We start from the raw sequence: 1,065 nt of genomic DNA, 5'->3' as shown, positions 1-1,065 counted from the left end.
TCGCCAACCAACGACTCCGCGGCGAAGGCGACTTCCTCGGCGCCCCCGCCCGCTTCCTCGGCCACTACGTCGTCGGCCGCCTCGCCCTCGACCTCGGCATCGACGTCCAACTCACCCCCTCCCCCGTCACCGGCGTAACCGCCCGGCTCACCCTGCCCGCGCACCTGCTCGCCGAGACGCCTCCGCAGCTGGAAGCGCCGGAGCCACCGCCGGCGCTCGCCGCCAGGATCGAGAACGCCGCGGTTCAGGACGTCGCGGTCCAGGTCGCCGTGCCGGCGCTGCCGCCCGTGCGGGTCAAGCCCACGGAGGTCGAGTACATCACCGTCCCCGCGGTGCCTGCCCAGCGCATTCCGGAGGACCTCTACACGTTCCAGCCGGCCGGGGACGGCGCCGCGCGCACCGAGAACGGCCTGAAGAAGCGCACCCCGCGTGCCCGCAGGGCCGTCCCCGAGCCGATCGCGGTCGCCGCCCACCGACGCGGCGACCCGGCTCCGCCGGCCGTCGAGACCCCGGACGACGTCCGCTCGCGGCTCACCGCCTTCCGCCGCGGTGTCCAGCGTGGCACCGGCGACTCTCCCCCGCACCCTCCCGCTCTCGAAGGAGCTCACCATGAGCGTTGAGACCACCACCGCCGACCGGCATCAGTTCAACTGGTTGCTGGGTAACTTCGTGCATCAGACCGATGGGGTCCGTGATGCGGTCTCGGTCTCGTCCGACGGGTTGTTGATCGCCGCGTCGGACGGGCTGAACCGGGCCGAGGCCGATCACCTGGCGGCGATCGTCTCCAGCCTGGCCAGTGTGGCCCGCAGTGCGTCGCGCCGGTACGACTTCGACGGCCTTAAGCTCATCATGATCGAGATGCGGCGCGGCTTCCTGCTCGTGTCGGTCATCTCCGACGGCAGCGTCCTCGGCGTGGTCGCCGGCGGCGACAGCGACGTCGGCCTCGTCGGTTACGAGATCTCCCGGCTCGCCGACCGGTTCGGCGCGCTGCTGACCCCGGCGCTCATCTCCGAATCCCGGCAACACCTGCCCCGATGAGCGACCCGGACCCCGACCTGGCCGACG

1 protein-coding gene and 1 pseudogene are annotated in these 1,065 nt (G+C 72.2%); both read left to right on the top strand.

The genetic code is table 11. From position 1 onward, the window contains the following. Positions 1-620: pseudogene (locus AB0M20_RS45415) on the top strand (sensor protein); the annotation flags it as partial. After that, complete coding sequence (locus tag AB0M20_RS45410) at positions 610-1,038, top strand: roadblock/LC7 domain-containing protein (RefSeq protein ID WP_364307877.1); 429 nt, start codon at positions 610-612, stop codon at positions 1,036-1,038. The pseudogene AB0M20_RS45415 and the gene AB0M20_RS45410, both read left to right, overlap by 11 nt. Positions 1,039-1,065 lie beyond the last annotated feature (27 nt).

This window comes from Actinoplanes sp. NPDC051633, assembly GCF_040681735.1.
GTDB lineage: Bacteria > Actinomycetota > Actinomycetes > Mycobacteriales > Micromonosporaceae > Actinoplanes.
This window is presented reverse-complemented; position numbering and strand designations above follow the sequence as displayed.